Origin of the sequence: Metabacillus kandeliae (genome assembly GCF_021166585.1) — a bacterium.
GTDB classification, from domain to species: Bacteria; Bacillota; Bacilli; order Bacillales; family Bacillaceae; genus Metabacillus_B; species Metabacillus_B kandeliae.
The window spans coordinates 398723-423032 of record NZ_JAJOZE010000002.1 but is presented as its reverse complement, the minus strand read 5'-3'; the positions used below and the strand labels follow the sequence as shown (position 1 = coordinate 423032).

At 46.6% G+C, this 24310-nt stretch carries 24 protein-coding genes; 14 read left to right on the top strand and 10 right to left on the bottom strand.

Annotated elements, in window-relative coordinates; all coding sequences use genetic code 11:
* Window positions 1–28: 28 nt before the first annotated feature.
* Genes LRR81_RS09210 through LRR81_RS09200 form a run of 3 tightly spaced genes read right to left on the bottom strand, consistent with a single transcriptional unit; the run spans window position 29 to window position 1695 of the window.
* Entirely contained in the window at window positions 29–409 is a 381-nt protein-coding gene (locus tag LRR81_RS09210) for a VOC family protein (RefSeq protein ID WP_231789056.1), read from the bottom strand.
* 34 nt (window positions 410–443) lie between these two features.
* Window positions 444–1202, bottom strand: a complete 759-nt coding sequence (locus tag LRR81_RS09205; protein ID WP_231789055.1) for a cytochrome c oxidase assembly protein — start codon at window positions 1200–1202, stop codon at window positions 444–446.
* A 16-nt stretch (window positions 1203–1218) separates the two neighbouring features.
* Window positions 1219–1695 carry a DUF2243 domain-containing protein gene (locus tag LRR81_RS09200; RefSeq protein WP_231789054.1) on the bottom strand — a complete coding sequence of 159 codons (477 nt, stop codon included), beginning with the start codon at window positions 1693–1695 and terminating at the stop codon, window positions 1219–1221.
* Window positions 1696–2033: 338 nt separating this feature from the next.
* Here LRR81_RS09200 and LRR81_RS09195 point away from each other — a divergent pair, with 338 nt between their 5' ends.
* Window positions 2034–3284 carry an MFS transporter gene (locus LRR81_RS09195; RefSeq protein ID WP_231789053.1) on the top strand — a complete coding sequence of 417 codons (1251 nt, stop codon included), beginning with the start codon at window positions 2034–2036 and terminating at the stop codon, window positions 3282–3284.
* A gap of 55 nt (window positions 3285–3339) precedes the next feature.
* On the opposite strand, the gene LRR81_RS09190 is transcribed toward LRR81_RS09195, so the two are convergent.
* Window positions 3340–4044 carry a hypothetical protein gene (locus tag LRR81_RS09190; RefSeq protein ID WP_231789052.1) on the bottom strand — a complete coding sequence of 235 codons (705 nt, stop codon included), beginning with the start codon at window positions 4042–4044 and terminating at the stop codon, window positions 3340–3342.
* 154 nt (window positions 4045–4198) lie between these two features.
* Between LRR81_RS09190 and LRR81_RS09185 the strand changes: the two genes are divergently transcribed.
* Both LRR81_RS09185 and LRR81_RS09180 read left to right on the top strand, forming a co-directional pair.
* Entirely contained in the window at window positions 4199–4708 is a 510-nt protein-coding gene (locus LRR81_RS09185) for a hypothetical protein (protein ID WP_231789051.1), read from the top strand.
* 49 nt (window positions 4709–4757) lie between these two features.
* Window positions 4758–5174, top strand: coding sequence for a hypothetical protein (locus tag LRR81_RS09180; protein WP_231789050.1), 417 nt, complete (start codon window positions 4758–4760; stop codon window positions 5172–5174).
* A 183-nt stretch (window positions 5175–5357) separates the two neighbouring features.
* Here LRR81_RS09180 and LRR81_RS21420 read toward each other — a convergent pair whose 3' ends face one another.
* Together LRR81_RS21420 and LRR81_RS09175 are read right to left on the bottom strand one after the other, a co-directional pair.
* A complete protein-coding gene (locus LRR81_RS21420; protein WP_408631593.1) occupies window positions 5358–5456 on the bottom strand; it encodes an EYxxD motif small membrane protein in 99 nt (32 codons plus the stop codon).
* 1 nt (window position 5457) lies between these two features.
* Complete coding sequence (locus LRR81_RS09175) at window positions 5458–5727, bottom strand: YgaP family membrane protein (RefSeq protein WP_231789049.1); 270 nt, start codon at window positions 5725–5727, stop codon at window positions 5458–5460.
* Between the two features lie 116 nt (window positions 5728–5843).
* On the opposite strand from LRR81_RS09175, the gene LRR81_RS09170 reads away from it, so the two are divergent.
* From LRR81_RS09170 to LRR81_RS09145, 6 genes are all read left to right on the top strand, one after another.
* Entirely contained in the window at window positions 5844–7586 is a 1743-nt protein-coding gene (locus LRR81_RS09170) for an adenine deaminase C-terminal domain-containing protein (RefSeq protein ID WP_231789048.1), read from the top strand.
* Window positions 7587–7765: 179 nt separating this feature from the next.
* A complete protein-coding gene (locus LRR81_RS09165) occupies window positions 7766–8071 on the top strand; it encodes a YerC/YecD family TrpR-related protein (protein WP_231789047.1) in 306 nt (101 codons plus the stop codon).
* Between the two features lie 190 nt (window positions 8072–8261).
* Entirely contained in the window at window positions 8262–8948 is a 687-nt protein-coding gene (pcrB, locus tag LRR81_RS09160) for a heptaprenylglyceryl phosphate synthase (RefSeq protein WP_231789046.1), read from the top strand.
* 70 nt (window positions 8949–9018) lie between these two features.
* Window positions 9019–11226, top strand: coding sequence for a DNA helicase PcrA (gene pcrA, locus LRR81_RS09155; protein ID WP_231789045.1), 2208 nt, complete (start codon window positions 9019–9021; stop codon window positions 11224–11226).
* A gap of 28 nt (window positions 11227–11254) precedes the next feature.
* A complete protein-coding gene (gene ligA, locus LRR81_RS09150) occupies window positions 11255–13258 on the top strand; it encodes an NAD-dependent DNA ligase LigA (RefSeq protein WP_231789044.1) in 2004 nt (667 codons plus the stop codon).
* A gap of 110 nt (window positions 13259–13368) precedes the next feature.
* Window positions 13369–14469, top strand: a complete 1101-nt coding sequence (locus LRR81_RS09145) for a CamS family sex pheromone protein (protein ID WP_331716330.1) — start codon at window positions 13369–13371, stop codon at window positions 14467–14469.
* A 44-nt stretch (window positions 14470–14513) separates the two neighbouring features.
* Here the strand turns inward: LRR81_RS09145 and LRR81_RS09140 are convergent, their stop codons facing one another.
* Window positions 14514–15038 (bottom strand): SRPBCC family protein, encoded by a 525-nt coding sequence (locus LRR81_RS09140; protein ID WP_231789042.1) that lies wholly within the window; start codon window positions 15036–15038, stop codon window positions 14514–14516.
* An 18-nt stretch (window positions 15039–15056) separates the two neighbouring features.
* Window positions 15057–15383, bottom strand: coding sequence for an ArsR/SmtB family transcription factor (locus LRR81_RS09135; RefSeq protein WP_231789041.1), 327 nt, complete (start codon window positions 15381–15383; stop codon window positions 15057–15059).
* Window positions 15384–15551: 168 nt separating this feature from the next.
* Here LRR81_RS09135 and pruA point away from each other — a divergent pair, with 168 nt between their 5' ends.
* Together pruA and LRR81_RS09125 are read left to right on the top strand one after the other, a co-directional pair.
* Window positions 15552–17099, top strand: coding sequence for an L-glutamate gamma-semialdehyde dehydrogenase (pruA, locus tag LRR81_RS09130; protein ID WP_231789040.1), 1548 nt, complete (start codon window positions 15552–15554; stop codon window positions 17097–17099).
* A 428-nt stretch (window positions 17100–17527) separates the two neighbouring features.
* Window positions 17528–18691, top strand: coding sequence for a CynX/NimT family MFS transporter (locus LRR81_RS09125; protein WP_231789090.1), 1164 nt, complete (start codon window positions 17528–17530; stop codon window positions 18689–18691).
* Between the two features lie 34 nt (window positions 18692–18725).
* Here LRR81_RS09125 and LRR81_RS09120 read toward each other — a convergent pair whose 3' ends face one another.
* The gene (locus LRR81_RS09120; protein WP_231789039.1) at window positions 18726–19214 is read right to left on the bottom strand and encodes an AAA family ATPase; all 489 of its coding nucleotides are present in this window, start codon (window positions 19212–19214) and stop codon (window positions 18726–18728) included.
* 123 nt (window positions 19215–19337) lie between these two features.
* Window positions 19338–20813, bottom strand: a complete 1476-nt coding sequence (locus LRR81_RS09115; protein WP_231789038.1) for an ATP-binding protein — start codon at window positions 20811–20813, stop codon at window positions 19338–19340.
* Between the two features lie 231 nt (window positions 20814–21044).
* Here LRR81_RS09115 and gatC point away from each other — a divergent pair, with 231 nt between their 5' ends.
* From gatC to gatB, 3 genes are read left to right on the top strand one after another with little or no spacing between them, the layout of a single operon-like run.
* A complete protein-coding gene (gatC, locus tag LRR81_RS09110) occupies window positions 21045–21335 on the top strand; it encodes an Asp-tRNA(Asn)/Glu-tRNA(Gln) amidotransferase subunit GatC (RefSeq protein WP_231789037.1) in 291 nt (96 codons plus the stop codon).
* A 14-nt stretch (window positions 21336–21349) separates the two neighbouring features.
* The gene (gatA, locus tag LRR81_RS09105) at window positions 21350–22807 is read left to right on the top strand and encodes an Asp-tRNA(Asn)/Glu-tRNA(Gln) amidotransferase subunit GatA (protein WP_231789036.1); all 1458 of its coding nucleotides are present in this window, start codon (window positions 21350–21352) and stop codon (window positions 22805–22807) included.
* 13 nt (window positions 22808–22820) lie between these two features.
* Complete coding sequence (gene gatB / locus LRR81_RS09100; RefSeq protein WP_231789035.1) at window positions 22821–24251, top strand: Asp-tRNA(Asn)/Glu-tRNA(Gln) amidotransferase subunit GatB; 1431 nt, start codon at window positions 22821–22823, stop codon at window positions 24249–24251.
* Window positions 24252–24310: the final 59 nt, after the last annotated feature.

Below are 24310 nucleotides of genomic sequence, written 5' to 3'. Positions count from 1 at the left end.
CACTCCTTTTTAAAGAATTATATGCCTGTTAGCAGTTTGCAATCATAATGATGTTGCCGTCAAGATCCTTAATGTTAAACCACGCGGTATCCCCGGCCCATTCGATCTCTCTTGCAATCTCAATCCCTTTTTCTTTCACATATTCGTAAGCTGCTTCAATTTCCGGTGCGTAAAAGTTAAACACGGGACCCTTTGACGGCTGAAAAGTAAACCCCGGGTCGAAAGAATGATCATCCAGCGTCAAGGAAGTTGTGCCGTTTACCGGTATATTGAAAACAGGAGAAACGGCTTTACCTTTATCAAACTCAGCTCCGATTAAATCGCAATACCATTTGGCACTTGCTGCTAGATTTGAAACATGGATAAAAACGCCGTTCATTTGGTTTTTAATAGGAATGGTTTTCTCCATCATTTTCCTCCAAAATATGTATTTCCTATTATTTCTACCCTGAATAGCTTTGTTCCTGCGTCCGGATGTTTTTTCCCGGCCGTGCTGCTTTGTACCACTGACGGCAGAAGAGAATGATTAGGGCAAGATCGATGGCATCCCCGCCATAATACATCAGCATGCTCCCGATCTGTGCCTGCTCAAGCGGAACGGAGGCAGGGGGAAGGATGTACAGTGATTTGGACAGAATGCCATGTGCGGCAAATCCGAGAATCATCACAATGGTTCGGAAATAGTAGCTTTTTCTGTGCGGCACAGGGTCAATATACAAAATGGAGGCCGTAAAAAGATAGCCTGCTGCAAAAAGATGAAAATGAATCAGCAGCTGGAGCAGTTCATTTGTGTGCATCAGGGTGTAAAGATGTGTTCGATATAAGATCCATAAACCGCCAAAATTTAAGATAGCGGCGGTGACCGGATGGGATAGAAAGCGCAGAGGCCTGCTTTTCAGGAGGCGTGAAAGCTTGCGTCCGTTAGAAACACTGAGAGCTTTAAATGCAAGGGTGGCAGGTGCTGAAAGAACAATCAGAAGGGGAGCAAGCATCGCAAAAAGTAAATGGGCTGCCATATGCGCGCGGAAATCCATATGCGCCGCATTTGCCAACGGACCGATGACAGATATGAGGGCAGAGAAAGTGCCTGCTGCAAATAAGCCCATTCGGTAAGCAGGCCATTTTTTCACAGCTGCGGCGCCAGCGATATAGAGGGCAAAGGCCGCGATAAACGGGAGGGCTAATAAAATTGAAACAGCCATGCTCCCGCCCGCCATTTCATGATTTAAATGTTGATGCATGCGGATCAGCCGCTTTCTTTTTACTTGCTGCAGCAAGAAGGGTGATGCCTGCTGCCAAAATCACAGCTGCGGAAATATTCCAGACAAGGTCATAAGGGAGAATCTCTACATGATAGCGTATTTGATGCAGCCCCATCAGCTTGTGCTGGACGGTTCCGTCGTAAAGCTGAAAGGCACCTGCTCCTGTAAGCACGCCTCCCCACCATCTTTTCATCCAGACACCGCTTTTTCTTTTTAAATCCGCGAGCATGAACAGACCGGCGACTGTTGCGAACCAGCTGAGAGCATGGAAGAGCCCGTCTGAAACCAGTCCTATTGCAGAAGTAGACTTATCGTAAAAATGATGCCAGTGGAGTAGCTGATGGAAAACCGACTCATCGAAAAAAGCGATCACGCCTATGCCAAAAAGAACACCTGACCATGCATTTTGTTTAGAAGCTTTGGATGAAGCCATAACATTCCCTCCTTTTACTGGTTTAATATCCTGTCTTTTTACTAGTCAAACAAGGGGATTATTACAGAGATTTAACAAATTTCCAATATTATGAATAATGATTGTGCTTGGGGCTATAATGGATTAGTATGAAAGTAACCATGAATCGGAAGGGTGAAAGGGCGATGAACAGCTAATCTTCTCCTTAGAAAAACAGTCGTTAATACTATTTGCGATCATTTTTCTGGACAGGATTAGTTTGCCTTTTCGCCGCTCAAGCAGAAGTATGCCCATGGCATGCGTCTGGCCAAATCGGCAAAAGCAAAGCCTCCTGTCCAGGCAAACAGGAGGCTTTTTATATGAGTGAAACACTAGCACAGCCGAAACCAGGGATGGGAGAGCTGTTCAGAAACCGCTTTATCCGCACCATCCTGCTTTCCGTCTTATTCCTGCAAATCGGCATTTGGGTGCGGAATTATTCCATTTTGCTGTTTGTGATTGAAAAAACGCACGAGAACCCAATTGCTGTTTCTTTGATTTCAGTTGCGGAATTTGCGCCCATCTTTCTTTTTTCCTTTATAGGAGGAACTTTTGCTGACCGCTGGAAGCCGAAGAAAACAATGGTTTGGTGCGATCTATTAAGTGCCGTCTCTGTTTTTGCGGTTCTATTGACGCTGATGTTCGGGGATTGGAAGGTCATTTTCTTCGTCACACTTGTTTCTTCTATTTTGTCGCAGTTTTCCCAGCCATCAGGGATGAAGCTGTTTAAGCTGCACGTTCCCGCTGAGCTTATCCAGATGGGGATGTCGATGTACCAGACGGTTTTTGCGCTCTTTATGATTTTGGGACCTGTGATCGGAACCTTTGTTTATCAGAATTTCGGCATTTACGCAGCAATCGGCATTATGGGGGCAGCCTTTCTTCTCTCAGCCGGAGTCCTGCTGATGCTTCCGGCAGACAGGATCGATCAGGAGGCAAAAGGCAAGACCACATTGATGCAGGAAATGAAAGACGGCTTCCGCTATGTTCTCGGCAGCAAGCCATTGACGCTTCTTGGCGGCTGCTTTGCCGCGGCCGGCCTGGCGATCGGGCTGACCCAGCCGCTCGGCGTGTTCCTGATCACTGAAAGGCTCGGCCTGCCGAAAGAAGACCTGCAGTGGCTTATGGCAGCCTTCGGAATCGGGATGATTCTCGGCGGTGGATTAGCCGTAGGGATCTCTAAAAAAGCAAGCCCGCAGGTCCTTCTTTCCTTGGGAATGCTCGCGAGCGCTGTCGGTTTTATCTGCATGGGATTCTCCACCATTCTCTGGCTCACACTGGCCGCTCAATTTTTCGCAGGTGTTTTTATGCCATGCATCAACATCGGGATCAACACCATGATCCTCCAAAATACAGAAGAAGCCTTTATCGGCCGTGTTAATGGTATTCTGAACCCGCTCTTTATGGGGGCCATGGTGATTACCATGTCTCTCGCCGGATGGCTGAAATTCAACCTGTCCATTGTTTTCATCTATGAAATCTCTGCCGTGCTTCTCTTGATCGGCATCGGCACACTGCTGCCGATTATGAAAAAAAGCAGCGGCACCGAAAACCTTGGAAGAGGATTATAAAGCAAAAAAGAGATTCCCCGGCAGCCCGGGGAATCTCTTTTTGCAGTTGGTTATATTATAGGATGCCGCCAAGCAATCCGCCAAGAAGGCCGTCATTGTTATGGTTATAACCGCCATGTTCATGATCATTGTTGAAAATAGAGCTTAAAGAAAGATTTGCATCCAATCCTAAATCAAGCTTGGAGCTGCTTTCACTGCTAAACCCTTTTTGCTGAAACCAATTTTGCATGTCGCGTTCAGACATATTGTTTTCCTTAGCGTAATTCTCTAAATCGCCCATTGTCCAGCCATTTTCTTTTGCCCAGCTGGAAAATTCAGATTCTGAAAACTTGTGGTGGATTTCTGACATGGCATGAAGCGCCACTCCTAAATCCGCATTTGTGGAGCTTTCGCTGCTGCGATCTCCATAATCACTGTTTAAAATGGAATTCAGAGATAGGCCGGCACCTAAGTCAAAATCAAATTTGGAGCTGTCTTCACTGCTAAAGCCGCTTTGCTTGAACCAATACTGCATTTCTTTCTCGGACATATTGTTCTCATCAGCCCATTTTTCCAAGTCGCCCATTGTCCATCCATTTTGCTTTGCCCAATTAGAAAATTCATATTTACTGAATTTTTGATGGTTTTCAGCCATCACATTAAGCTTTGTATCCAAATTTAGGTCGGATGATCCTGAACTAGCTGACGCAATTCCTGCGCCGCCTGCTGCTCCAAACGCCAAGCTCGCTGCTAACCCTGTTGCTGCAATGGTTTTAAACATGTTGAAATCTCCTCCTTAATTTTTGGTACAGTTGGCTAACGGGACGAGGTTCAAAAAAGATCACAATATTTCAGAGATGAAATAATTGTTATTGGATTGTAATGGGCACTGTGTTAATCTTTATTTACTAAAAATTTCCATAAGGAGGAGAGAGATGGCCGCAAGTCTGATAATTTATGCGGTGATCAGTGCGGGAGTCTCTGGCGGGCTTTACGTCTTCGTATGCTTGCTGGGAAAGCTGGCTGTGCTTCCGTTGATAGAAAAAATAAGGTTTCAAAGTCCATGGCTTGCAGGAGGATTTGTATGTGGACTGAACTTGCTTGTCACCTATCTATTAGTGGAGATCTTTGAGATATCTGGCTTTGGAATGATGAATGGAGTCAATTTTGTTCTGTTTTTTCTGGCTGTGCTGTTTGCCATGTTTTGCTGGAAAACGATCAGCCTGTTTTACAAAGGAAGCATCAGGAACCGAATCATTGCAGCAAGTGCAGGGAGCAGCAGCTATATTTTTCTTGGCATCTATACATGGCAGGTTTCTGCTGGCATGGATTCAGAATCGTGCGCCGGTTTTCTTATGGTGTTCCTTCTTCTTTTTACGATGATTGGTTTTATGACATGCTTCGCAGTGATGGCGTTTAGCGGGGGAGAAAGAAATTTAACGTAAAAAAGAACCTGTTAGAGGTTCTTTTTTATCGTAAGTAAGACAGCGCCCAATGCTGGCCTTTTATTCACCTTTCAAAGCGAATTTCACCTTATTTTCAAGCATTTTTGCAAGAAAACGTGCACATTTCTCCTGTTTTTTAGAAAACGGAGCGTTTTTAAACATTTTCAAGCACTCTTTTAATGGTTTACGTGCGGGTTTGAGAGTTTTATATGCGGCTTTTGAAGATTTATTTGCAGGTTTCAGCTTTTTATTTGCAGCTTTTGAAAATTTACATGCGGGTTGGAGGGGATCCTTGCAGGTTCATGAGTTTACGTGCAGCTTCCCGGAGATGCTTGCAGGTTCAGGGGGGTGCATGCGGCTTTTCAGAAATACTTGCAGGTTCATGAGTTTATGTGCGGCTTCCCGGAGATGCTTGCAGGTTCAGGGGGTTGCATGCGGCTTTTCAGAAGTACTTGCAGGTTCATGAGTTTATGTGCGGCTTTCGGAGATGCTTGCAGGTTCATGAGTTTATGTGCGGCTTCCCGGAGATCCTTGCAGGTTCAAACGTTTATATGCGGCTTCCTACGTTTATATGCAGCTCCCAATGTTCAAACCCAGCTCCCGATCCAAAATAAAAAAACCGCCAGCCCAATAGCCGGCAGTTCCTCCATTAAGATCTTCTTCCCCGAATAACTAAGTAAACCAATGCCACAATACCGCCGATTAATGCAGCCATAAGAAAGGTCATGTGGACAAGATAGTCAGTCATATCAGGAAGGGTTGTAGGTGCTTGGACCAGGATAGCTTTCAGAGCCGTGGCCAGTATCTTCTTTAGCCTGAGCGGCTTTTTGGACCATGAAGGTAACAGGGCAGAAGCGCAGAATGCCTTCGCCGACTTTCATGGCGCCGAGCATAATCAGTAGAATCAGGGATTCTTTGCCTGGTCTTTTTGTGTATCTGGCACCTGCGATAGAGACGATGGTCATGCCGATGGTAATGCGGATGAGGGCATTTACAATGCCGATGTTTGGTTTTACCATTGTAGTTCCTCCATTCTGGAATGTGAAAGTTTTATGAAAACGCTTAATTCTTTAGTGCGGTAACGGATTAATTGTGCTAACATGTAAAGGAAGCTTTGAGAAGGAGGCTGCTCCCTATGTCTGAGGAGAAATATCATTGGAAATCAAGTAAAATTCGTGAACAGATTGGCGTAGCATCCAATCAGACAGCACCAACCATCCTCTTAAAAAACAGCATGACGATGAATCCTTACTGCAATCAATGGGTAAAAGCCCATATTTGGATATACGAAGACAGAATTGTTTACGCGGGCGAGGAGCTTCCGGAACAGACTGACGGCACGGAAATCATTGATTGTGCCGGCAAGTGGATTGTGCCGGGCTATATAGAGCCGCACGCCCATCCATTTCAACTATATAATCCCCATACGCTGGCAAAGTATGCAGCGCAGTTTGGGACAACAACCCTTATAAATGACAACCTGAGCCTGATTTTGCAGTGCGATAAAAAGAAAGCGCTTACCTTTATGAAGCGTTTTAAAGAGCTTCCTGTTCATACGTATTGGTGGGCAAGGCTTGATCTGCAGACAGAAGTTCTTGATGAAGATAAAATATTGGCACCTGAAACAATGAAAAAATGGATCGAGAATGATTGCGTCATCCAGGGCGGCGAACTGACAGGCTGGCCGAGGCTCCTCGGCGGCGATGACCTGATGCTGTATTACATTCAGGAGCTGAAGCGGAACCGAAAACGGGTTGAAGGCCATTTCCCGGGCGCTTCGGAGCGGACGCTCGCTAAAATGAAACTGTTCGGCGCTGATGCGGATCATGAAGCCATGACAGGAAAAGAGGTAATGACAAGGCTGATGCAGGGATATTACGCAGCCTTAAGGCATTCTAGCATCCGCCCGGATCTCCCTGTATTATTGAAGGGTTTGCAAATCGCCAACCTTCAGAGCTTTGATCATCTGTTTTTTACAACAGACGGTGCAACGCCTGCTTATTACGAGGAAGGCATCACAAATACGCTGATCAAAATCGCTCTTGAACATGGCGTCCCTGCGATCGATGCCTATAAAATGGCGACCTACAACATTGCGCGGTATTATTCCATTGACCACCTTCTTGGCTCAGCGACACCAGGGAGATACGCGACGCTGAATATATTAAGCGACCTGGATGATCCGCTGCCTGAAGCCGTTTTATCAAAAGGCATCTGGCTGAAAAAAGACGGCAGGGACACAGGCCATTTTCCGGAAGCTGACCTGGGGGAAATGGGCTTCCGTCCGCTTGAGCTTTCATGGGAATTGTCCCAGGATGATCTGCAGTTTTCCATGCCGATAGGCGTGAATATGAAAAATGCGGTCATCATGGAGCCTTACCGCCTGTCGATGGATTCTTCAGCAAATGAGCTGCCGCCTGATTGTGATGAATGCTTCCTGGCATTGATCGACAGGCAGGGCGGATGGCGAATCAATACGGTGCTGAAAGGCTTTGCCCGAAATGTGCCAGGTCTAGCGAGCTCTTACTCAACATCCGGTGACATTATTTTAATCGGAAAAAGCAAACAGGCCATGGTGACGGCGTTTAATAGGATGAAAGAGCTTGGCGGGGGAATTGTGCTGGCAGCTGGTGATGAAATTCTTCATGAAGTGCCGCTCCATGCCAATGGCGGAGCGTCTCTCCTGGAGATGCCCGAGCTGATTCAGCAGGTGAAAAAGCTTGATGCGGTATTAAGAGAACGCGGCTATGCATTTGACGACCCGATCTATTCGCTTTTTTTCCTATCGTCCACTCATCTGCCGTTTATCCGGATTACGCCAAGAGGCATCTATGACGTCAAGAAAAAAACGGTACTCTTTCCGTCGATAATGCGTTAAAATAGGAAAGGATAAAAGTTATAGGCAGCAAAGCTTTTTCCGGCCGCCAGACAACATTGACATGCATAAAGCCCAATGACGAAAACTAATCTGCTTATCGCCTGATAATAAATATCGCCGTGTTTCGGTATTCCAGCGCACCTCTCGGAATCAGACATGGATGAAAAGGAGAAAAATACATGCAAATTGATAAACTTCGCGGTAAAGAACTGGATCAGCTGTTTCAAGCCGTTTTATCATTAAAAGATTTAGAAGAGTGCTATCGCTTTTTCGACGACCTGTGCACTGTGAATGAAATCCAGTCCCTTGCCCAAAGGCTTGAAGTGGCAAGAATGCTGAGAGACGGCAACACATACCATAAAATTGAAACACAAACAGGAGCCAGCACCGCCACTATTTCCCGCGTGAAGCGCTGCCTGAACTATGGCAATGATGCCTATACAATGGCGCTTGACCGCGTGCATAAGCAGCCGAGCGAATCTTAAGAGAAACAGTCCAATTTTGAAATTGGGCTGTTTTTTTTTTCTGAAAATCAAATATTAGAAATTCCGGCCAATGCTGTTCCGTGGTGCTGAATTTGATATAATAATGGAATGGAAAAGTTCTGATTGAGAGAAAGCTTTCTGCTAAGGAAGCTCAGCCATAGATGAAACAAGCTTGTAGGGAGGGTTGCCTGTGTATGATGTAAAAGAATGGCGCCATGTGTTTAAGCTCGATCCTGACAAAGAGATCAGTGATGAGCATCTTGAAAGGATTTGCGAATCAGGGACAGATGCCGTGATTATTGGCGGAAGCGACAATGTAACAGAAGATGCTGTGCTGGACTTGATGGCAAGAGTGAGAAGGTATTTGATTCCTTGCGTATTGGAGGTTTCAGCCTCGGAAGCCATTATGCCGGGGTTTGATTTGTATTTTATACCGACAGTGCTGAACAGCCGCAGCCCGAAATGGATTGTGAATTTACATAAAGAGGCTGTGAAGGAATACGGCGAGCTGATGAATTGGGACGAAATTATCACAGAGGGATACTGCATTCTGAATCCGGACTGCAAGGCAGCAGTGCTGACAGATGCAGAGGCAGCGCTTGAGCCGGACGATGTGATCGCATACGCCCATATGGCTGAAAAGATGTTTTCACTTCCGATTTTTTATATGGAATACAGCGGAACTTACGGAAATCCGCAGCTTGTGGAAGATGTAAAAGCTGTTTTGGATAAGACGAGGCTGTTTTACGGCGGAGGCATAAAGTCAAAGGAGCAGGCGGAAGAAATGAGCCGGCATGCAGACACGATTGTTGTAGGAAATGTCATTTATGAAGATTTGGAAGCAGCGCTGAAAACGGTCAAAGCAGCGAAAGAATAATTGCTAAATTAACGGCTGTTCGGTTATGCTAAGAGATAAGAACATACGTTTGATATAGGATGTGAATAAAATGCAATTCATTACAAATCAACTATTGAGCGGACTGAATGAAATGCAGCAAAATGCCGTAAAGGCAACAGACGGACCGCTATTAATCATGGCTGGCGCAGGAAGCGGAAAGACAAGGGTGCTGACTCACCGAATCGCCTATCTGATGGTCGAAAAACAGGTAGCCCCTTGGAATATCCTTGCGATCACCTTTACAAACAAAGCTGCAAGAGAAATGAAGGAGAGAATATCAAAGCTTCTCGGACCCGGTGCCGACGAAATCTGGATTTCAACGTTTCACTCCATGTGTGTAAGAATTTTGCGGAGAGACATAGACAGAATTGGATATAACCGCAATTTTACGATTCTGGATTCCGCTGACCAGCTTTCCGTGATCAAATCGATTTTAAAGGAACGGAACCTTGACCCGAAAAAATATGATCCCCGGACATTGCTCGGCTCAATCAGCAGTGCGAAAAATGAACTGCAAACCCCTGAAGACTACGAAAAAACAGCTGGAGGCCACTTTGAACAAGTGGTGAATACGGTATATCAGGATTACCAGAAAAAGCTCCGGAAGAACCAGTCGCTTGATTTTGACGATCTCATCATGATGACCATCGTGCTGTTTCAGAAAGTGCCGGAAGTGCTTGAATATTATCAGCGCAAATTCCAGTACATCCACGTTGATGAGTACCAGGATACGAACAGAGCCCAGTATATGCTCGTTAAGCTCCTGGCTTCCCGTTTTCAAAACATCTGTGTTGTCGGTGATTCTGATCAGTCCATTTATAAATGGCGCGGAGCCGACATTGCCAACATTCTTTCCTTTGAAAAGGATTATGCACAGGCGAAAATGATTTTGCTTGAGCAGAACTACCGCTCTACAAAGCGCATTCTCCAAGCGGCGAACGAAGTGATTAAAAACAACGCCAACCGCAAACCGAAAAACTTGTGGACGGAAAATCTGGACGGGCAGAAGCTCTATTATTACCGAGCTGACAGCGAAGCAGCAGAAGGGCAGTTTGTAGCGGGGAAAATTAAGCAGCTGACCGAAAACGGCGGCACCCGCAAGCTCTCCGACATTGCCATTCTATACAGAACCAATGCCCAGTCCCGTGTAATAGAGGAAATCCTGCTGAAATCAAACATCAACTATACCATCGTCGGCGGCATCAAGTTCTATGACAGAAAAGAGATCAAGGATCTGCTTGCTTATTTGAGGCTGATTTCCAATCCTGATGATGACATCAGCTTTGCACGGGTTGTGAATGTGCCGAAAAGGGGCGTTGGCGCTACATCGCTTGACAGAGTGGCGGCTTATGCTGCAGATCATGACCTCTCGCTTTTCCAGGCGATTGATGATATTCAGCTTATTGGCGTGAGCGGCCGTGTCATTAACGCACTGACTGAGTTCCGCGATTTCATCCGGAACCTTGCGAACATGCAGGATTACCTTAGTGTGACAGAGCTGACAGAGGAAATTCTGGAGAAGTCAGGCTACAGGGAAATGCTGAAGGTGGAAAAAACGATCGAATCCCAGAGCAGGCTCGAGAATATTGACGAGTTTCTGTCTGTGACCCAAAACTTTGAAAAACAGAGTGAAGATGACAAAAGCCTTGTAGCCTTCCTGACGGATCTCGCGCTTGTTGCAGATATTGATCAGCTTGATAAGGACGATACAGGCGTTCAGGAAGCCGTTGTGCTGATGACGCTTCACTCAGCAAAAGGACTTGAATTTCCGGTTGTCTTTCTGATCGGCCTTGAGGAAGGCGTCTTCCCGCATAGCCGCTCCCTGATGGAAGAAGGGGAAATGGAAGAAGAACGGCGTCTTGCCTATGTTGGCATCACAAGGGCTGAGCAGGAGCTGTACATAACAAATGCCCAGATGAGAACACTTTACGGCCGCACGAGCATGAACCCTGAATCGAGGTTTATCGGGGAAATTCCGGAAACACTATTAGAAAACTTAAATGATAAATCGCTCAAAGAGCTGCATAACCCTTATAAGCGTCCTGAAAAGCGCCCGGCTGTTACCCGCCCAGCTTCAACAGGCGGCGAAAGCATCGGCTGGGCTGTCGGAGACAAAGCAGAGCACAAAAAATGGGGCACAGGTACAGTTGTGAGCGTGAAAGGCGAAGGCGAAGGAAAAGAGCTTGATATTGCTTTTCCAAGTCCTGTCGGCATTAAGCGTCTAATGGCCAAATTTGCGCCGATAACAAAAGTATAAAACCCTGTCAGGAAAGGATTGGGAAAGCATGGATATCGAAACAGCCCAAAAGAAAGTCCAGGAGCTTCATGATCTGCTGAATCAGTACAGTTATGATTATCATGTTCTTGATAAACCGAGCGTGCCGGATGCTGAATACGATGCGCGCCTTCAGGAGCTGGTGAAGCTTGAAGAGCAGTTTCCGGAATTAAGGACATCTGATTCTCCGACCCAGAGAGTGGGCGGGGAAATTCTCGAAGGGTTTCAGAAAGTGGAGCACAACACCCCTATGCTGAGTCTTGCCAACGCGTTCAGCGAACAGGATCTGCGCGACTTTGACCGCAGAGTGCGCCAAGTGATCGGAGAGGATTTCCAGTATGTGTTTGAGCTGAAGATCGACGGGCTTGCTGTTTCGCTGCGATATGAAGAAGGGCTTTTTGTAAGGGGTGCGACGAGAGGAGACGGCACCATCGGTGAGGATATTACAGAAAACCTCCGCACCATCCATACCATTCCGCTTCGGCTGAAAAAGCGCTACAGCATGGAAGTGCGCGGTGAAGCGTTTATGCCGAAGAGATCCTTTGAGAGACTGAATGAGCAGAAGCTTGAGAGAGAGGAAGAGCCTTTTGCCAACCCGCGGAATGCTGCCGCAGGCTCTCTTCGCCAGCTTGATCCGAAAATTGCCGCGAAACGAAATCTCGACATTTTCGTCTATGGTATTGGGGAGATCGGCGATACAGGCGTAAAAAAACAAAGCGAGGGCCTTGATCTGCTGGACAGGCTTGGCTTTAAAACAAATCGTGAAAGAAAAAAATGCGAAAATATTGATGAAGTGATCAATCTTTTGCATGAGATGCAGGATAAACGGCAATCCCTTCCATATGAAATTGACGGCCTTGTTTTAAAGGTTGATTCACTTGAGCAGCAGGAGCAGCTCGGCTATACTGCTAAAAGCCCGCGCTGGGCCATCGCCTACAAGTTTCCTGCAGAAGAAGTCATGACAAAGCTGCTTGATATTGAACTGAATGTCGGGCGAACAGGCGTCGTGACCCCGACTGCGATCTTAGAGCCGGTGAGAGTGGCAGGAACAACGGTAAAGCGGGCTTCACTCCACAACGAGGACCTGATCCGCGAGAAGGACATTAAAATCGGCGACTATGTTGTGGTGAAAAAAGCCGGAGACATTATTCCCGAAGTGGTCAATGTGCTTGTTGATCAGCGGACAGGCGAAGAAACCGATTTTCATATGCCTGAAGAATGCCCTGAGTGCAGAAGCGAACTCGTCCGCATTGAAGGAGAAGTCGCGCTCAGGTGCATCAATCCAAAATGCCCTGCACAGATCCGGGAAGGTCTGATTCATTTTGTTTCCAGAAATGCGATGAACATTGACGGACTCGGTGAGCGGGTTATTGCCCAGCTTTTCCAGGAAGGGCTGATTACTGATGTGGCAGATCTTTACGAACTGACACGCGAGCAGCTTATCGCTCTTGAACGGATGGGTGAAAAATCAGTGGAAAATCTGCTGAATGCGATTCAGCAGTCAAAACAGAATTCACTGGAAAAGCTTCTTTTTGGCATCGGCATCAGATATGTCGGTTCAAAAGCTGCCAAAACCCTTGCGCAGAACTTCGAGACAATGGACAGGCTGATGAATGCATCGAAGGAAGAAGTAGTAGCCATCAGTGAGATTGGAGAAAAGATGGCTGATTCTGTTGTCACCTATTTTGAACAGGCAGAGGTCATCACACTGATTGAGGAATTGAAAAGCCATGGAGTCAACATGGAGTACAAAGGACCGAAGCTTCAGGCAGCAGAAGAAAGCGACTCTGTTTTCGCAGGCAAAACAATCGTCCTGACTGGAAAGCTCGAGCAGCTGTCAAGAAATGAAGCAAAAGAGCGCATCGAAGCGCTCGGAGGTAAAGTAACAGGCAGTGTAAGCAAAAGCACAGACCTTGTGATTGCAGGGGAAGCAGCAGGCAGCAAGCTTTCAAAAGCAGAAGAATTAAACATCGAAGTATGGGACGAAGCGAGACTGATTGAAGAGCTCGGCTAAAGCTTGAGCTATGAAATAGAAGCTGCGAAGGCAGCAAAAGGTTAGAGGAGTGTTTACCCTTGAAAAAGTGGGCGATTTTACTGGTGTGCACCTTTGCGGTTTCAGGATGTATGCCGAATTTCGGGAATCAGGATGAAGTGGTCAAAAACACGGAAACCGATTCCAAGCAGAAAGCGTTTATACCAAGCTACAATATCTCGGACAATTATTATAAAACGATTCTCCCGTTTGTCGCTGCTGATGCGCGCGGGCTGTCTGCTTCACGGCTGAATACACGGTATGATCTTAATGAATTTGAAACAGGCCTTATGAGGCAGGCCCAGGAGTCTTTTGCAGCTGACAAATACGTTTATCAGGAAGGCCAGAAGATCCCCAAAACGACGATTAGCGGCTGGCTCGGTTTTGAAAAAAGCGGCAAAGAGCTTGACGCAGCAAAAAAAGCGGATAAGAAATTTATAAATGGCCTGAACCCTCCCTCAGGAAAAGAGGGCCAGAGCAGCACGAAATATTTAGCAAGTGTTCTTGAGCAGGATTATCTTGTGAAAAAGAATGAAAACACGGTAGAGCTTGGCGGTGTTGTGATCGGACTTGCTCTTAACTCTGTTGACTATTCAAAAGATGCTGCCGGCAATCCGCAAAACAAGCCGATGGATGACAGCACCATCAGATCACAGGGTGAAAAAATCGGGGCAGAGGTGCTGCGCCAGGTCAGGCAAATGGACGGCATGGAGAATGTTCCGATTGTCATCGCCCTTTATAAACAGGCGCCAAAATCCTCGATTGTGCCAGGAAACTTCATTGCGAAGGCTGAAGCCCGCTCAGGAAGCAGCAGCCTTGGAAATTGGGATTCTCTTGATGAGCACTATTATTTCTTCCCGTCTGCTGAGGCAGCAAATAAGTACCGCGATGATGCCCAGAACTTCGGCCGGTTTAAGGATGATGTGGCTTCCTTCTTCCCGAACTATACGGGTGCAGTTGGAAAGGCATTTTATAAAGATGGCGAAATGAAATCACTGAAGATTGATATTCCGATGCAATTTTACGGTAAGGCAGAAGTGATTGCCTTTACTCAATTTGTAACAGGAAAGGCTGTTGACTACTTCCCGGATTATATTGATCTTGAAGTCAACATCTTCTCAACGGATGGCCAGGAAGCTCTCATCACCAGAGCTCCGGGACAGAAGAAGCCTGATACGCATGTTTATCAATAATGGGAAAAGGGACCTCCGTCACGGGGTCCCTTTTTTGTCTGTCATCAGGAGAGCTTTTCGAGGTAGGTGTCAAGTTTTTCAAATTGGGAAGCTGTGCCCTGAAGCATTCCCATATCCTTTACTTGCTGCAGGAGTTCGGCTGAAGCGAATGTAGAGCGTGTAATAAGCTTAGTTTGAGCGCCCTCTTCATGAAATTCCATTGTAATGGCCATTTCCGGCATTTCTTCCATTACATTTCCTTCCTGGTCTGTAAAAAAGTCAATATAGGCGATTTTCTCATTAGGGATGATTTCCTGATAAACAGCTTTTCCGCAGGATACCTGGCCGTAAAAATCTCCCTGGTTTTTGTCATGGCACTTCATGCAGTACAGCCAGACGCCCCCAGGGACAAAGTCAAATTGGCTGACGGTTGTTGCCCAGCCTTCAGGTCCCCACCAGGCTTCCAAATGCTCTTTTTCAGCATAAGCTTGAAAAACCAAATGCTTAGGAGCGTTGAAAATCCTTTCAATCGTAAGTTCCCGTCCCTCTGCCGTATAGCTCAATCCATGTACTGCCTGTTTTTCACCCATCCTGATTCCTCCCTCATTTTATTGATTCTTTTGCATGCTCTCCAAATACTTTTCCAATCGGTCAAAGCGGCCGTTCCATACCTGGTGAAAGGAATGCAGCCAGTCATTCATGTCTTCAAAGGGTTTTTGTCTGAGCTTATAGAGGCGCCGGTTGGCATGTGCTTCAGCTTCCACAAGGCCTGCTTCGCTGAGCACCTTCAAATGCTTCGACGTTTGAGGCTGCAAAAGACCGAGCTGCTCTGCAATTTCGCCGACAGTGAGCGGCCCTTTTCGGAGGAGCTCGACGATGTTTAAACGTTTAGGCTCTGCAAGTGCAATCAAAATAGGTGTTAGTTCCTGGCCCATGTTCAAAATCTCCTTTCGCTTATAATATAACACTTGGGGAATATTCCTGTAAAGGAATATATGTAAAAAAACTCAAAATTGCGACTTTTCCTCATTGTTTGAAGCTTTTCAGCTAATGAGATAGAATATAAATTGTAAACGTTTTAGTTTAAAAGGAGGCGTATTTTAATGGTATTACCATACAAGCATGAACCTTTCACGAATTTCTCAGACGAGTCCAACAAGAAAGCGTTTGAAGAAGGATTAGAAACTGTAAAATCCTATTTGGGACAGGACTATGACCTGGTTGTCGGCGGAGAGCGCATCTCTACTGATGACAAGATCGTTTCCATTAATCCTGCCAACAAAGAAGAGGTAATCGGACACGTCTCTAAAGCGAATAAAGAAATTGCCGAAAAAGCAATGAAAGCTGCTGATGAGGCATTTAATACATGGAGGAAATCAAAGCCGGAAGTCCGCGCTGATATTCTTTTCCGCGCTGCTGCCATCGTGCGCCGCAGAAAGCATGAGTTTTCCGCTTTGCTTGTAAAAGAAGCAGGAAAGCCTTGGAACGAAGCTGATGCAGATACTGCTGAAGCGATTGACTTTATGGAATACTATGCCCGTCAAATGCTGCTTTTGAAAGACGGACAGCCTGTTGAAAGCCGTCCTGGCGAGTATAACCGCTACGGTTACATTCCTCTTGGAATCGGCATCGTTATCTCTCCGTGGAACTTTGCTTTCGCCATTATGGCGGGAACGACTGTTGCTGCACTTGTAACAGGAAATACGGTTCTTCTGAAGCCGGCTTCTTCTACACCTGTAGTAGCGGCGAAGTTTGTAGAGGTACTGGAAGAGGCAGGACTTCCAAAAGGCGTATTAAACTATGTACCGGGAAGCGGCGCAGAAGTGGGCGACTACCTTGTTGACCATCCGCGCACACGCTTTATCTCCTTCACTGGCTCACGTGAAGTCGGAACACGCATTTTCGAACGTGCTGCAAAAGTTCAGGAAGGCCAGCAGTGGCTGAAGCGCGTGATCGTGGAAATGGGCGGCAAAGATACGATTGTTGTAGATAAAGAGGCTGATCTTGAGCTTGCTGCACAATCAATCGTTAAATCAGCATTCGGCTTCTCCGGCCAAAAATGCTCTGCCTGCTCCCGTGCAGTAGTTCTTGAAGAAGTATATGACCAAGTGGTTGATAGAGTCGTAGAATTGACGAAAGAACTGAGTGTTGGCGAAACAACAGATCAATCCACATTTATGGGTCCTGTTATTGATCAGCCAGCTTACAACAAAATCATGGAATACATTGAAATCGGAAAAGGCGAAGGCCGTCTGCTGACAGGCGGAGAAGGCGATGACTCCAAAGGCTTCTTCATCAAGCCGACGGTTATCGCTGACGTTGATCCGAAAGCCCGCGTTATGCAGGAAGAAATCTTCGGCCCTGTTGTTGCTATTGCAAAAGCAAAAGACTTCAATGAAGCCATCGACATTGCGAACAACACAGAGTACGGCCTGACAGGCGCTGTTATCTCCAACAACCGCGCTCATATCGAACAGGCCCGCGAAGATTTCCAAGTCGGAAACCTTTACTTCAACCGCGGCTGCACAGGCGCCATCGTAGGCTACCAGCCATTCGGCGGCTTCAACATGTCCGGCACAGATTCCAAAGCCGGCGGCCCGGATTACCTTGTGCTTCACATGCAAGCGAAGACAACTTCTGAACAGCTTTGATTTGGGAACGGCCCTCTATTTCTGGGGGCTGTTTTTTTAATGAGAGGATTTGTTGAGGATCGGCTCCGCATAGAGTGGTGGATTTGTGCATGAATCAAAAGAGCCGCGCATAAGAGGAGGGATTCGCGCATAAATCAAAAGAACCGCGCATAAACCGTTCAAACCCTTTCATAAAAGAAACTCTGAACCCCATAGTCTAAAAAAGCCGTCATACCGCCACTGTACCCATCCTCCGAATCTTATTGTTCTGACTATTTCCAAACTGGTTTACATAAAAAATCCTCAGTGATAAAGTTCAAATTGTACCACATCCAAATCTATCCTCTTTTTCTCTTTTACTAAAAAACTATGGAGGAGTCAGCTTGAATACATCTGAACCATCACATACAGAATTAGATTCCAAGTCCCTATCGGTTGCTGGCGGCGGGCTGCTGCTTGTGCTCGGGATTATTTTTGTGGGCGCAAATTTACGGGCTCCGCTTACATCGGTGGGACCGCTTGTTGGTTTTATTAAGGAGGATCTTGGCATCTCCAATACGCTTGCGGGAATTTTGACGACGCTTCCATTGATCGCTTTTGCGCTGCTGTCCCCTTTCGCACCAAGGCTCGCGCGCCGCTATGGAATTGAAGCAGTGCTGCTTGCTGCGATGGGGCTTTTGACAGTCGGGATTGTGCTTCGTTCTCTCGCAGGGGAAGGCGCCCTTTTTACAGGAACCGCTTGTGTTGGTCTTGCCATCGCTGTTTGCAATGTGCTGATGCCGAGCATTATTAAGCAGAAGTTCCCGGCGAAAGTCGGCGTCATGACAGGCGTTTACTCCGTTTCTATGAATCTGTCGGGTGCGGTGGCATCTGGTCTCAGTGTTCCGATCGGGACAAGTCTTGGACTTGGCTGGCACGGAGCACTTGGTGTTTGGGGAGTGCTCGCTTTTGTTTCAATGCTTCTCTGGCTGCCGCAAATGAAAAATCGGAGAAAACAGGAGAAAGCTGTTCAGAGCCAAACCTCAGAGAATGTAAATCTGTGGCGCTCACCGCTTGCCTGGCAGATTACCCTTTTCATGGGGCTGCAATCGATGGTTTTTTACATTATTGTAGCCTGGCTGCCGGAAATCCTTGAGCAGAGGGGTCTTGCCTCTGGTCAGGCAGGCTGGACGCTGTCATTAGTCCAGTTTTCGCTGCTGCCGTTTACTTTTGCCGTACCGATTCTGGCAGGGAAAATGAAAAGCCAGACACCGCTTGTAGCAATTACTGGCGTTTTGTTTCTTGGCGGTACAACAGGGCTTCTTTTGGGAAGCACTGCCTTGATCCCAGTTTGGGTCATGATGATCGGAATCGCCGGCGGCTCAGCCTTCAGTCTCGCGATGATGTTTTTCAGCCTCCGCACAAGCAGCGGCCATCAGGCTGCAGAGCTGTCAGGCATGGCGCAGTCGATTGGATATCTGCTCGCATCCATCGGACCTACGCTGTTTGGATTTCTTCATGATCAGACAAACGGCTGGAATGTGCCGCTTGGCTTATTGATCGCCATTTCTGCACTGATTCTTTTCTTTGGGATCGGCGCTGGGAAAAACCGCAAAATTGTTAATGGGAAATAACAAAGCAGCTCTGCAAACGGCAGAGCTGCATTTTTTAAAGCTTCTCCAGAATCCATTGCTTGATCGCTTCCGCAACAGCCTCCGGAGTCATTGTACCTGTATTGATAACGGGAATGGGAGGGACAGCCGATTCGGATCGGGCAAGCATGGCTTCCCCCTGCAGAACAGCACCGCGAAGGGATCTTCTTGACCACCCTTTGCGTGCGCTCAGGCGCTTGATCCGCTCATGCTTTGAACAGTGAAGATGAAGGGTGTGCACCGGATAAAAGGCGCTGAATAAACCAAACTGTCTGAGGTCATAAGGATAGGGGAAGTTGCCGAGCAAAACGGTCAACCGGCCATTCACACCGCTGACATAGGCAATTTTCAGCCAATTATGGGCAGCTGCGAGATAGTCTCCATTTGTCACAATTAAATCCATATCAAACACATTTAACTCAGGCAGGACTTTGCCAAGAGCCTCAGCTGTTGTCGACTTGCCGGCCCCGCTTATCCCGGTGATAAGGAAGAGGGGGTATGACACGGAATTCACCTCTTGTCTATCTTTTATATAAAGTATGTAAATTCTGGAGCATATGCCATTAAACAAACGTTTGATTATAAGAAAAACAGCGCAAACAAAAAAGCCTGAGATCAATACTCAGGCTTAAACTGGGAAGGTTATGACAAAGCGGGTCCCTTTGTTTGGCTCGCTTTCTACCAAAAGAGATCCTTGATGGGTCTCGATGATTTTATAGCTGACCATAAGGCCAAGCCCGTTTCCGGTTTCCTTTGTTGTGAAAAAAGGTTCTCCAAGCCTTTCAAGCTGGACGGGACTCATGCCGATGCCGTTGTCCGCTACAATAATCCTGGCTTTTTCATGGTCTCCTGTAAGGAAAAGATCAATATTTCCGCCGAGGGGCAGAGACTCAATCGCATTCTTAATCAAGTTTAGAAAAACCTGTGTCAGCTGATTTTTATCACCGGCTATAACCGTTTTTGGCGCTCGCACCCGGCTTGTAAGGGATATCCCTTTAAATTCTGCTTCAGAAGCCAGAATTTCGGAAGCATTTTCTATAATTTCAGCAAGACAGCAGTCTTTAAACGGGATGGCATGGGGTCTCGAGAAGACCATCAGTTCGCTGACAATAAAGTTGATTCTTTCGATTTCCTCCAGCACTGTTTTTGAGTACAGTGTTTTTTTATCCTCGGAAAAGTTGCCGAGAATCTGCATAAAGCCCTTGATCGTTGTGAGGGGATTGCGGATTTCATGAGCAAGGCCTGCAGCCATCTCGCCGATCAGTGATATTTTTTCAGCTTTTTGTAGAGATTCTTCCGCTTTTTTCTTATCTGTAATATCATGCTGAATCGAGATGTGCTGGTAGCTTTCACCTTCGCTGTCCATAAAGGGGATGATCGTGGTGTCGACCCAGAAAAGGGAGCCGTCCTTTGCTTTGTTGCAAATCTCGCCGTTCCAAATCTCGCCATTTTTAATGGCTCTTCTAATTTCAGCATAAAATTCATCATTATGGCAGCCAGAGTAGAGAAGAGAATGATGATTTTTCCCCGCTAATTCCTCCGAAGAATATTTAGTGATCTCTGAAAACTTTTCATTTGCATAGCGGATCTTATCATTTTTATCTGTAATGGTGAAAATCGTAGCCTCTTTTAGGGCGTTCTTTAAATCTTTCAGCTCTTTAAGTGTGATTCTTTCTTCTTCATACAGTGATCTCAGCCTGTTTGCCAGCTGGCTGTCTTTTTGGAATCGCCGAAAAGTGGTGAAAGTGCTTTTTACGGCTGAATCTGTGACTTTGACAACGAGCATCGCTGTTTTGACTGATGTGGTTTCTGCTTCTAGAAATAAGGTGATGCTTTCTTTAAAGCAATATAAGTAATCTTTCAGCACATGAAAAGGAACCTTGGAAAGAGCCATTTCTTTTCCGAAGCCGGCAAACATGGCTTCGGCTTCAGGAACAGGTTCATCGGAGGCAAGGGCAGCGGCTAAATAGCGAAATGGTAATGTATTATTAAATGAAAATTCTGAGAAATTTGAACAGCAGTCATTTTCGGCCATTAGTCTACTGGCAAGCTGGGAATGTGAGTCTTCAAGTTTTTCAGCCAATAGCCTGTATTCGTTTTCCATACTTTCCTCCTGATCCGGGTTACAGTTAATATGAACTACCTAGTAATTAGACAGTGCTTAAAAATTTCCTTTCAATTTTATGAAGGATTCTTAATATGTTACCAATATTTAATATTGGGTTAATAATTGTTATTGCCCCCTGCCGCCGCTTGCCAAGCCTTGCAGAGGCAGTCTCAGATTTGGTATGATCAGAGTATTGTCTTAGTACGAATATTTCGGAGGTGAAGGAATATGTCACGCATTTCAAATGAGCAGGTTAAGCATGTTGCACACCTTGCCCGATTGGCGATCACAGAAGAAGAAGCAGCCCTTTTCACAAAGCAGCTGGATGCGATTATCGGCTTTGCCGAGCAATTGAACGAACTGGATACGGAGAATGTTGAACCGACTTCTCACGTTTTGGATATGAAAAATGTTATGAGAGACGACGTACCGAAAAAAGGTCTGCCTGTTGAGGACGTACTGAAGAACGCTCCTGATAAAAAGGACGGCTATGTCCGCGTACCAACGATTCTTGAATAGGGGAGGGAAAAGAGATGTCTTTATTTGATCATAAAGTCTCCGAATTAAAAGCATTACTACATAAAAAAGAAGTATCGGTTACAGACCTTGTTTCTGAATCGTACAAACGAATTGCAGCCGTGGACGATAAGGTTCAGGCGTTTTTAACGCTTGATGAAGAAAAAGCGCGCGCTTATGCAAAAGAGCTGGATGATGCTCTTGAGGGGAAAAGTGAATTTGGCCTGCTTTACGGAATGCCGATCGGTGTGAAGGACAACATCGTCACAAAAGGCCTCCGAACGACAGCAGCGAGTAAAATTCTTGAAAACTTTGATCCGATCTATGACGCGACCGTTGTCAGCAAGCTGAAAGAAGCAGAAGCTGTCACAATCGGGAAGCTGAACATGGATGAATTTGCGATGGGTTCTTCTAACGAGAACTCAGGCTTTGCGCCAGTTAAAAATCCGTGGAACCTTGAAACAGTGCCAGGCGGTTCAAGCGGCGGCTCTGCTGCCTCTGTTGCAGCAGGCGAAGTGCCGTTCTCCCTTGGGTCTGACACAGGCGGCTCGATCCGCCAGCCGGCAGCATTCTGCGGTGTTGTTGGATTGAAGCCGACTTACGGCCGTGTTTCCCGCTATGGTTTGATCGCGTTCGCTTCTTCTCTGGACCAGATTGGACCGATTACCCGCACAGTTGAGGACAATGCGTTCCTGCTTCAGGCGATTTCCGGCCTTGACGAAATGGATTCCACATCCGCCAATGTAGATGTGCCTGATTTCCTTTCTTCTCTGACTGGGGATGTTAAAGGAATGAAAATTGCTGTGCCGAAGGAATACCTAGGAGAAGGTGTCGGCGAGGAAGCGAAAAACGCTGTCCTTGAAGCACTGAAAGTACTGGAAGGCCTTGGCGCCACTTGGGAAGAAGTCTCTCTTCCGCATTCCAAATATGCGCTTGCCACCTACTACCTGCTGAGCTCATCGGAAGCATCCTCCAACCTGTCCCGCTTTGACGGCATCCGTTACGGCTACAGGACAGACAATGCGGAATCGCTTCTGGATCTGTACAAGCAGACACGCGCAGAAGGCTTCGGAAACGAAGTAAAGCGCCGCATTATGCTTGGTACGTTCTCCCTAAGCTCCGGCTACTATGACGCTTACTATAAAAAAGCACAAAAAGTCCGCACACTGATTAAAAAGGACTTTGAAGATGTGTTTGAAAAATACGATGTAATCGTTGGACCGACAACGCCAACACCTGCCTTTAAAATTGGCGAAAAAATTGATGATCCGCTGACCATGTATGCGAACGATATTCTGACGATCCCTGTGAATCTTGCCGGCGTACCTGGAATCTCCGTACCGTGCGGCTTTGCAAACGGTCTTCCGCTCGGCCTGCAGATTATCGGCAAGCACTTTGACGAGAAAACCGTTTACCGCGCGGCTCATGCATTCGAACAGGCAACAGAACATCATAAAGCAAAACCGGAACTGTAAGGGGTGAGGAAAAATGAACTTTGAAACGGTTATAGGACTCGAAGTCCACGTTGAGCTGAAAACAAATTCCAAAATCTTTTCCGCTTCCCCAAACCACTTTGGAGCGGAGCCGAACACCAATACATCTGTTATCGACCTTGGCTATCCAGGCGTTCTTCCTGTTTTAAACAGAGAAGCTGTGGATTTTGCCATGAAAGCAGCGATGGCGCTGAACTGTGAAATCGCGACAGATACGAAATTTGACCGCAAAAACTACTTTTATCCGGACAATCCGAAAGCTTACCAAATTTCACAATTTGATAAGCCGATCGGCGAGCACGGCTGGATTGAGATTGAAGTAGAAGGCAAAAAGAAAAGAATCGGCATCACGCGCCTGCACCTTGAAGAGGACGCAGGAAAACTGAACCACACTGGCGACGGCTACTCTCTTGTTGACTACAACAGACAGGGAACACCGCTTGTTGAGATCGTATCAGAGCCGGACATCCGTACACCGGCTGAAGCGTATGCTTACCTTGAAAAGCTGAAGAGCATCATTCAATACACAGGCGTTTCTGACTGCAAAATGGAAGAAGGCTCCCTACGCTGCGATGCGAACATTTCCCTGCGTCCAGTAGGACAAGAGCAGTTCGGAACAAAAGCAGAGCTGAAGAACCTGAACTCCTTCAACTTCGTCCGCAAAGGCCTTGAGCATGAAGAAAAGCGCCAGGCTGAAGTGCTGCTTTCAGGCGGCATCATCGAACAGGAAACACGCCGCTTTGATGAATCAACAGGCAAAACGCTTCTCATGCGCGTCAAAGAAGGAAGCGATGATTACCGCTACTTCCCTGAGCCGGATCTGCTTGACCTTCACATCGATGACGAGTGGAAAGAACGCGTCCGCGCGGAAATTCCAGAGCTTCCGGACGAAAGGAAAGCCCGCTACGTATCAGAGCTTGGACTTCCAGCTTATGACGCAATGGTCTTAACGTTAACGAAGGAAATGTCCGACTTTTTTGAAGCAACGGTTGAAAAAGGCGCTGACGCGAAGCAGGCGTCCAACTGGCTGATGGGTGAGGTTTCCGCTTACCTGAATTCAGAACAGAAAGAACTTTCGGATGTGGCTTTAACTCCTGAAGGACTTGCCGGAATGATCAGCCTGATCGAAAAAGGCACCATTTCTTCTAAAATTGCGAAAAAAGTTTTCAAGGAATTGATCGAAAACGGCGGAAACGCTGAGCAAATCGTCAAAGACAAAGGACTTGTCCAAATCTCTGACGAAGGCGCTCTTCGCAAAATGGTAACAGACGCACTTGATGCAAATCCTCAATCCATTGAAGATTTCAAAAACGGAAAAGACCGCGCCATCGGCTTCCTGGTCGGCCAGATCATGAAGGCCTCCAAAGGACAAGCAAACCCGCCAATGGTGAATAAGATTTTGATGGAAGAAATTAATAAGCGATAAGAGAAAGCTGCCGGCTTGTCCGGCGGTTTTTTTGTGGGGGGAATTTGGAGGCGCAAGTA